The organism is Streptomyces sp. NRRL B-1347, assembly GCF_000720325.1.
Lineage (GTDB): Bacteria > Actinomycetota > Actinomycetes > Streptomycetales > Streptomycetaceae > Streptomyces.
Map to the genome: position 1 here is coordinate 1 of NZ_JOJM01000127.1, position 8,476 is coordinate 8,476.

Sequence of the window (8,476 nt, forward strand, 5' to 3'; positions counted from 1 at the left end):
ACCATGCGCGGCAGCCCCTGGACACCCACCACCTCCTGAAACCCCGGGCCACCCGGCGATCCAGCATGCCCACCAGCCCCCACAGACCTAACCAGTTACGCGCCGCGTACCGTCACAAGGACAGCGAAGGCCCCGGCCGGAACACCCGGCCGGGGCCTTCATCACGTGTGGTCACCCGCAGGTCACGCGGCGACGACGTCGACCGCTTCCGCGGGTGCCTTGATCGTGACCCGTTCCGGTGGCACGCCGGTCACCGAGACGGAATTGAGCATCGGGCGGACCGGTGCCCGCACCGGTTCCGTGGCCGCTGCCGACTCGGCCAGCTCGGCGAGCGAGAGCTCGTCGCTCACTTCTCGCATGAGCTCGGACATCCGTACGTCAAGCGCGTCGCAGATCGCGGAAAGCAGCTCGGAGGAAGCCTCCTTCTGCCCCCGCTCCACCTCGGAGAGATAGCCGAGTGAGACTCGGGCGGACGAGGAGACTTCGCGCAGAGTACGGCCCTGGCGCTGGCGCTGCCGACGCAGCACGTCACCCAGCAGGCGACGGAGCAGAATCATCGGTGGCTCCCTCCTCGGACCGCGTAGCCGCATCCTTCACGCCCCACCGTACCGCCTTGCGCGGCGGCCGTGCGGGGAGCGATGTCGTGTTCACTCAGGGCTGCAAACATCAAGTCCCCCCGTTCTGTTCCGTATCCTGTGCCCGCCCATTCCCGGCGCGTTCGCCGGAGAGCTGCTCTAGGAGCAGGCTTAGCACGCCGCGGACGCTCTCCATACGGATTTCCGTACGGTTTCCGTTCAACCGCAGAGTCGCTACTTTCCCCTCAGAGCGAAGCGGGGAACCGGCGTCCGCGACCCCGGGAACGACCTCGGCAGAACCCGACGCCGCACCCGCACCTGCGGAAACCGCGACGTGCACCGTCCCCACCGGCTGTCCGTCCTGCGGATCGGGCCCGGCGACACCCGTGGTCGCGATCCCCCAGTCCGCTCCGAGCAGCCGTCGCACCCCGGCCGCCATCTGGAGGGCGACCTCGGCGTCCACGGCCCCGCGGGCGGCGAGCAGGTCGCCGTCGACCCCGAGGACCTCCCGCTTGAGCTCCGTCGCGTACGCGGTCACGGACCCCCGGAAGGCCCGCGAGGCGCCCGGTACGGCCGTCACCTCGGCGGCCACGAGGCCCCCGGTCAGCGACTCGGCGACGGCCAGGGTCTCACCCCGCTCGACGAGCAGCCGCAGCACCTCCGCGGCCGTCCCGGCGGCGGCAGCGTCTCCCGTCGCGGTGGCCACCACGGCCGCCGCGCCACCAGAAGACCCCGGGGACATCACTTGGCCGCCCCCGTCTCCCCTGCCTCAGAAACCTCAGCGACCTCAGTCGAAGCCGAAGCCGTGGCTTCAGCCTTGGCCTCGGCCATGCCCCGCCGCCGCAGCACCACGGCCTGCTTCACGTAGTCGAGCCCGGTCACCACGGTCAGCACGACGGCGACCGCCATCACCCAGAACCGCAGCGTGGCCAGCGGCCCGGTCAGCGCCAGGACGTACATCCCGACGGCCGTGCCCTGCGCGAGCGTCTTCATCTTGCCGCCGCGGCTGGCCGGAATGACTCCGTAGCGGATCACCCAGAACCGCAGCAGCGTGATCCCCAGCTCGCGCCCGAGGATCACGATGGTCACCCACCACGGCAGGTCGTCGAGCCAGGACAGACAGATCAGGGCGGCGCCCATGATCGCCTTGTCCGCGATCGGGTCGGCGATCTTGCCGAAGTCCGTGACCAGGTTGTACGTACGCGCCAGATGGCCGTCGAACAGGTCCGTGATCATGGCGATGGCGAAGGCGGCCCAGGCGAAGGAGCGCCACGCCGGGTCGTACCCGCCGTCGGCGAGCAGCAGCATCACGAATCCGGGCACGAGCAGCAGCCGGATCATGGTGAGCAGATTCGCGACGTTCCACAGACTGGCCTGGTCGATCGCGGCGGCGCCGAGCTTCCCGCCGCGCACCGGCTTCGCGCCGGGCGCGCCGGAGCCGCCCGCCGCGGATGCCGGGACCTGGGTCATCTGCCCGTCCCTTCACCGGCTCCATGGGGTCGGTCGGAGGCCTCCAGGACCTCGCACTGCTCAGCCAACAGATCCACGCCCTCCGTGCCGACGACCTTTGCCACGACCATACGGCCGATCTCCAGGCCGTCCCCAGGGACGGAGTCCACGAAACGGATCTGGCCATCGGTCTCGGGCGCCTGGTGCGCCGCACGCCCGATGGCGCCCTCCTCGTCGTCGACGGCCTCGATGAGGACCTCGACGCGCTCGCCGACGCGCTCCTCCGCGCGCTGCGACGTCAGCTCCTCGGCGAGGCGCGAGACGCGCGCGAGCCGCTCGTCGACGACGTCCTGGTCGAGCTTGTGCTCGTACGTCGCCGCCTCGGTGCCCTCCTCGTCCGAGTAGCCGAAGACGCCGATGGCGTCCAGGCAGGCGCCGGTGAGGAAGCGCTCGAGCTCCGCCACGTCGGCCTCGGTCTCGCCGGGGAAGCCCACGATGAAGTTGGAGCGCACGCCCGCCTGGGGCGCCTTGCCGCGGATCGTGTCGAGCAGCTCGAGGAACCGGTCGGTGTCCCCGAAGCGCCGCATGGCCCGCAGCACGCCGGGCGCGGAGTGCTGGAAGGACAGGTCGAAGTACGGCACGACCTTCTCCGTCGACGTCAGGACGTCGATCAGGCCGGGGCGCATCTCGGCGGGCTGGAGGTAGCTCACCCGCACCCGCTCGATGCCGTCGACGGCCGCCAGCTCGGGCAGCAGCGTCTCCAGGAGGCGGATGTCGCCGAGGTCCTTGCCGTACGAGGTGTTGTTCTCGGAGACCAGCATGATCTCCTTCACGCCCTGCTCGGCGAGCCAGCGCGTCTCGCCGAGCACGTCCGAGGGGCGGCGCGAGATGAACGAGCCGCGGAAGGACGGGATGGCGCAGAACGAGCATCTGCGGTCGCAGCCGGAAGCCAGCTTCACGGAGGCCACGGGGCTCGCGCCGAGGCGGCGGCGCAGCGGCGCGCGCGGCCCGGACGCGGGCGCGACGCCGTCCGGCAGGTCGACCGGGGCGTGCCCGGGAAGGGCGACCTCCGTGCCGGCCTCCTGGCGCTCGGCCGGGCTGATCGGAAGGAGCTTGCGGCGATCACGCGGGGTGTGCGCCTCGACACTGCCGCCGCTGAGGATGACCTGCAGGCGGTTGGAGATGTCGGCGTAGTCGTCGAAGCCGAGGACGCCGTCGGCTTCGGGCAGCGCGTCGGCCAGCTCCTTGCCGTAGCGCTCGGCCATGCAGCCGACGGCCACGACGGCCTGGGTGCGGCCGTGACCCTTCAGGTCATTGGCTTCCAGCAGGGCGTCGACGGAGTCCTTCTTGGCGGCTTCGACGAAGCCACAGGTGTTGACGACGGCGACGTCCGCTTCCTCGGCGTCCTCGACGAGAGCCCAGCCGTCCGCCTCCAAGCGGCCTGCGAGCTCCTCCGAGTCCACCTCGTTACGGGCGCAGCCGAGCGTGACAAGGGCGACAGTGCGGCGTTCGGGCATGGTCTCAAGACTACTTCGTCCATGCGTCGGCGCCCGCCGCCAGGGTTCCTGGGCTCGCGACGGGCGCTCGGCAAGGTCCTCGGGACGCCGCTGGTCAGCCGACCTCCGGGTCGCCCTTCGTGTACGTGAGGCGCTCGACCTGGCCCGGCTCGAACTCGTTCTCGACCTGCTTGCCGTTCACGAAGAGGCTGATGGCACCGGCGTCGCCGAGCACCAGGTCGATCTTCTTCTTGTCCTGGAAGGTCTTGGACTCGCCCTGCTTGAGCAGGCCGTCGAAGAGCAGCTGGCCGTTGTGGTCCTTGGCGGAGATCCAGCTGCGTCCGTCGGAGGCGTCGACCTTGACCGTCACCTTGTCCCGGGGCACACCGGCGATGGCGCTGTCCGACGGGTCCGGCTTGGGGTCGGCGGGCTTGGACGGGCTCGGCTTGTCGGCGGGCTTGCTGCTGGTGGGCGTGGTGCCCTCGGCGACCTGCTGCGACGTTCCTTCGTCGTCCCCGCCGCTGAACGCCGTGTACGCGACGAAGCCGATCACGGCGACGATCGCGGCGACCATGGCCGCGGTCCAGTTCGGCCGCCGCGGCTCGGAGCGGATCCGCTCGGCCTCGAACAGCGGCGCGGCCGGGGTCGGCGCCGGGGGCCGTCCGCCGCGGCCCTCGTCGTACTGGGCGAGCAGCGGGGCGGGGTCGATGTGGACGGCGCGGGCGAGCGTACGGATGTGCCCGCGCGCGTACACGTCGCCACCGCAGCGGGAGAAGTCGTCCTGCTCGATCGCGTGCACGATCGGGATGCGCACCCGGGTGGTCGTACTGATCTCGTCGACGGTCAGGCCCGCGGCGATGCGCGCCTGCTGGAGGACGCGGCCGATCGGGGGACGGTCCTCCGCGGGGCGCTCCTGGGCAGGGCTTTCCGCGGGACCGTCCGCGACGGGACGCTCGTCTGCGGGGTGGTCGTCTGAAGGGCGGTCGTCTTCAGGAGAGTTGCCGATGGACACGGGTGCGCCTTTCGAGCGTGTAGCCACCTGCCGGACATTCAGTCTAGGGGGGCTGAGAAAGGGTGGGGCAACCGGGCGGACGGACTTTGTACGCCATCAGAATGGCCGGACATCCTGATGGTGGGACACGGTCTTGCGCTTCCCTCAACTTGACGTACGCCGAGGGGAAACGGTTGCCTGCCGTTCCCGTACGGGTGAGCTCGGCCCCCGTACGGGCGAGCCGGGCCCCGCACGCGGCGCTCGCGGCCGTCGTACGAGGTCAGACCCGGTGCTTCCGAGGTGCTCGCGGACCTCTAGGGAGCCTCCCCGCGGAGCACGGCGAGCACTCCATCCAGCTCATCGGGTTTCACAAGAACGTCACGAGCCTTCGACCCCTCGCTCGGACCCACGATGTTGCGCGACTCCATGAGGTCCATGAGGCGGCCGGCCTTGGCGAAGCCGACGCGCAGCTTGCGCTGGAGCATCGACGTGGACCCGAACTGGGTGGAGACGACCAGCTCGGCCGCCTGGCACAGCAGGTCGAGGTCGTCGCCGATGTCCTCGTCGATCTCCTTCTTCTGCTTGGTGCCCACCGTGACGTCGTCGCGGAAGACCGGCGCCATCTGGTCCTTGCAGTGCTGTACGACCGCCGCGACCTCGTCCTCGGTGACGAAGGCGCCCTGCATGCGGACCGGCTTGTTCGCACCCATCGGCAGGAAGAGCCCGTCGCCCTTGCCGATGAGCTTCTCGGCGCCGGGCTGGTCGAGGATCACGCGGCTGTCGGCGAGCGAGGAGGTGGCGAACGCGAGCCGGGAGGGAACGTTCGCCTTGATCAGGCCGGTCACGACGTCCACGGACGGCCGCTGCGTCGCGAGCACCAGGTGGATGCCGGCCGCGCGCGCGAGCTGGGTGATGCGCACGATCGAGTCCTCGACGTCGCGCGGCGCGACCATCATCAGGTCGGCCAGCTCGTCGACGATCACCAGCAGGTACGGGTACGGCTTGAGCTCCCGTTCGCTGCCCTCGGGCGTCTTGAGCTTGCCGTCGCGCACGGCCTGATTGAAGTCGTCGATGTGGCGGTAGCCGAACGCCGCGAGGTCGTCGTAGCGCAGGTCCATCTCGCGCACGACCCACTGGAGCGCCTCGGCGGCCCGCTTGGGGTTGGTGATGATCGGCGTGATCAGGTGCGGGATGCCCTCGTAGGCGGTGAGCTCCACGCGCTTGGGGTCGACGAGGACCATCCGCACGTCCTCGGGCGTCGCTCTTATCATGATCGACGTGATCAGGCAGTTGATGCAGGACGACTTGCCGGATCCGGTGGCTCCGGCCACCAGGATGTGCGGCATCTTCGCCATGTTGGCCATCACGTAGCCGCCCTCGACGTCCTTGCCAAGCGCGACGAGCATGGGGTGGTCGTCCTCGGCCGCGTCGGCCAGGCGCAGCACGTCTCCTACGTTGACCATCTCGCGGTCGGTGTTCGGGATCTCGATGCCGACCGCGGACTTGCCCGGGATCGGCGAGATGATCCGCACGTCCGGGGACGCGACGGCGTAGGCGATGTTCTTCGCCAGGGCGGTGATCTTCTCGACCTTCACGGCCGGGCCCAGCTCGACCTCGTAGCGCGTGACCGTCGGGCCGCGCGTGAAGCCGGTGACGGCGGCGTCGACCTTGAACTCGGTGAAGACGTTCGTCAGCGAGTCCACGACCGCGTCGTTGGCCGCGCTGCGGGTCTTGCCGGGGCCGCCGCGCTCCAGGAGGTCGAGCGACGGCAGGGAGTACGTGATGTCCCCGGAGAGCTGGAGCTGCTCCGCGCGCGGGGGCAGGTCGCGCGGCTCGTCCGGCGCGGCCTTGGTCAGGTCGGGCACGCCGGCGCGCGGGGGCTCCTCGGCCGCGGCCTTGCGGCCCGGCACGACGTCCGCGCCGCGCGCGGGCGGCACGGGCCCGGACGGGTCCTGCGGCGCGCGCTCCACGGAGACGCCCTGCGTGAGGTCCGCGACCAGCGGCGAGGGCGGCATGCCGTGCAGCACGGCGCCGTCGAGCGCGGCGGCCGCGGCGGCGGCCACGTCCACCGCGTCCATGGGGCGGTCGGGATCGGGCTGCACGGAGGCGCGGCGGGGCCTGCGGCGCTTGGACAGGGCCTCTTCCTCGGCCTGGTCCGGGGAGGCCTCCTGCGGGCCGTCAGCGGGCCGCCTGCGGATCCGGGAGCGGGGGCGCGCAGGCAGTGCCTCGCGCCACTGGTCGTCGTACCGCTCGTCGTCCTCGGTGTACTCGATGTACTCCCCGTGCTCCCCGTACTCGTCGGCCTTGGCGGGCGCCTCGATGACGCCGAGGCGTACGCCGAGCGCGCGCAGGCGCTGCGGGATGGCGTTGACCGGGGTCGCCGTGACGACGAGGAGGCCGAAGACCGTCAGCAGGACCAGCATCGGCACGGCGAGGACCTCGCCCATCGCCTTGGTCAAGGGCGTCGACGCGCCCCAGCCGACGAGCCCGCCCGCGTCCCTTATGGCCTGCATGCCGTCCCCGCGCGCGGGTGAGCCGCAGGCGATGTGCACCTGTCCGAGCACGCCGAGGACCAGCGCGGACAGGCCGATCACGATGCGGCCGTTGGCGTCGACCTTCTCCGGGTGCCGGATGAGGCGCATGGCCATGCCCGCGACGAGGAGCGGCACGAGCAGGTCGAGCCGTCCGAAGGCGCCGGTGACCAGTATCTCGACGAGGTCGCCGACGGGGCCGCGGAGATTGGACCAGGTGCCCGCCGCGACGATCAGCGCGATGCCGAGGAGCAGCAGCGCGAGTCCGTCCTTGCGGTGCGCGGGGTCCAGTCCTTTGGCGCCGCGGCCCACGCCGCGGAACATCGCGCCCACGGCGTGCGCGATGCCGAGCCAGATGGCGCGAACCACGCGGTAGAGGCCGTTGGTGGGGCTCGGCGCCGGCTTCGGGGCGGGCTTCTTGGGCGCCGCGGCCTTCTTGGCGGGCGCCTTCTTCGCCGCGGCCTTCTTGGCCGGCGGCTTCTTGGCGGCGGCCTTCTTCGCCGGAGCCTTGGTCGGCGCGGCCGCCTTCTTCGCGGGCGTCTTCTTGGCTGCGGACTGACGTGAGGCCATGGGTGTGAGATTACCGGGGGAGGCGACGGTGGACACGTGTGCCTACTGCTTCACCCGTTTGTGTCGCCCTTGTGGGGGCGGCGAACTGACAAGGCTTCACAGGGCGGCTGACGACGGCTCACGGCAGCTGCCGGGAGCCATCGATGCATCGTACGGAACGATTGCTTCCGCCATCGGTGCGACAGCACCGGAGGGGCCGCGCGCGGGCGGCGGCCCGGGCCGCGGTCAGTTCTGCGACGGCACCGACGGCGCTCCGCTGCCGGTGCCCGGCTCCAGGGCGTCAAGAGCCCTGCGCAAACCGGTGAGTTTGCGTTCGAGATGGGCTGCCGTGGCGACGGCGGCCGCGTCGGCCGACTCGTCGTCGAGCTGTTTGGACAGCGCCTCGGCCTGCTCCTCAACAGCGGCGAGCCGCGCGGACAGTTCGGCCAGGAGACCGGCGGGCTCCTTGGTGTCCTCGGCCGCCGCCTTGCCGCCGCCCTCCAGCTGGAGGCGCAGCAGGGCCGCCTGCTCGCGCAGTTGGCAGTTCTTCATGTACAGCTCGACGAACACCGAGACCTTCGCGCGCAGGACCCACGGGTCGAAGGGCTTGGAGATGTAGTCCACGGCGCCGGCCGCGTACCCCCGGAAGGTGTGGTGCGGGCCGTGGTTGATCGCTGTGAGGAAGATGATCGGGATGTCCCGGGTCCGCTCCCGCCGCTTGATGTGCGCCGCGGTCTCGAAGCCGTCCATCCCTGGCATCTGGACGTCCAGGAGAATGACCGCGAAGTAACTGGTTAGGTCTGTGGGGCTGGTGGGTGTGCCGGGCTGCAGGTTGGCGGTTGCCGGTGTCCCGGCGTTGAGAGGGCTCCTGGTTTGATCTTGGTG

General features: G+C 70.9%; 7 protein-coding genes. All 7 read right to left on the reverse strand.

The genetic code is table 11. The features are described from left to right. Positions 1 to 182: 182 nt before the first annotated feature. Positions 183 to 557 carry a helix-turn-helix domain-containing protein gene (locus IG74_RS0142935; RefSeq protein ID WP_030688912.1) on the reverse strand — a complete coding sequence of 125 codons (375 nt, stop codon included), beginning with the start codon at positions 555 to 557 and terminating at the stop codon, positions 183 to 185. A 109-nt stretch (positions 558 to 666) separates the two neighbouring features. After that, positions 667 to 1,233 (reverse strand): nicotinamide-nucleotide amidohydrolase family protein, encoded by a 567-nt coding sequence (locus IG74_RS0142940; protein WP_030688914.1) that lies wholly within the window; start codon positions 1,231 to 1,233, stop codon positions 667 to 669. A gap of 83 nt (positions 1,234 to 1,316) precedes the next feature. Further along, on the reverse strand, positions 1,317 to 2,045 hold the full coding sequence (gene pgsA / locus IG74_RS0142945; RefSeq protein ID WP_030688915.1) for a CDP-diacylglycerol--glycerol-3-phosphate 3-phosphatidyltransferase: 729 nt from the start codon (positions 2,043 to 2,045) through the stop codon (positions 1,317 to 1,319). Continuing rightward, positions 2,042 to 3,541: a 30S ribosomal protein S12 methylthiotransferase RimO gene (gene rimO / locus IG74_RS0142950; RefSeq protein WP_030688917.1), complete on the reverse strand. Its 1,500-nt coding sequence runs from the start codon at positions 3,539 to 3,541 to the stop codon at positions 2,042 to 2,044. Before rimO ends, pgsA begins: the two co-directional genes overlap by 4 nt. Positions 3,542 to 3,635: 94 nt before the next feature. Then, positions 3,636 to 4,532 (reverse strand): helix-turn-helix domain-containing protein, encoded by an 897-nt coding sequence (locus IG74_RS0142955; RefSeq protein WP_030688919.1) that lies wholly within the window; start codon positions 4,530 to 4,532, stop codon positions 3,636 to 3,638. A 293-nt stretch (positions 4,533 to 4,825) separates the two neighbouring features. After that, positions 4,826 to 7,612, reverse strand: a complete 2,787-nt coding sequence (locus tag IG74_RS0142960) for a DNA translocase FtsK (RefSeq protein WP_030688921.1) — start codon at positions 7,610 to 7,612, stop codon at positions 4,826 to 4,828. A gap of 225 nt (positions 7,613 to 7,837) precedes the next feature. After that, the coding region (locus tag IG74_RS0142965) for a response regulator (RefSeq protein ID WP_234334651.1) at positions 7,838 to 8,476 on the reverse strand (639 nt) is incomplete at its 5' end.

Bases quoted from the DNA above. Each gene is read 5' to 3' on its own strand.
- IG74_RS0142935 (WP_030688912.1), bottom strand. From the start codon at position 557: ATGATTCTGCTCCGTCGCCTGCTGGGTGACGTGCTGCGTCGGCAGCGC.
- pgsA (WP_030688915.1), bottom strand. From the start codon at position 2,045: ATGACCCAGGTCCCGGCATCCGCGGCGGGCGGCTCCGGCGCGCCCGGC.
- rimO (WP_030688917.1), bottom strand. From the start codon at position 3,541: ATGCCCGAACGCCGCACTGTCGCCCTTGTCACGCTCGGCTGCGCCCGT.
- IG74_RS0142960 (WP_030688921.1), bottom strand. From the start codon at position 7,612: ATGGCCTCACGTCAGTCCGCAGCCAAGAAGACGCCCGCGAAGAAGGCG.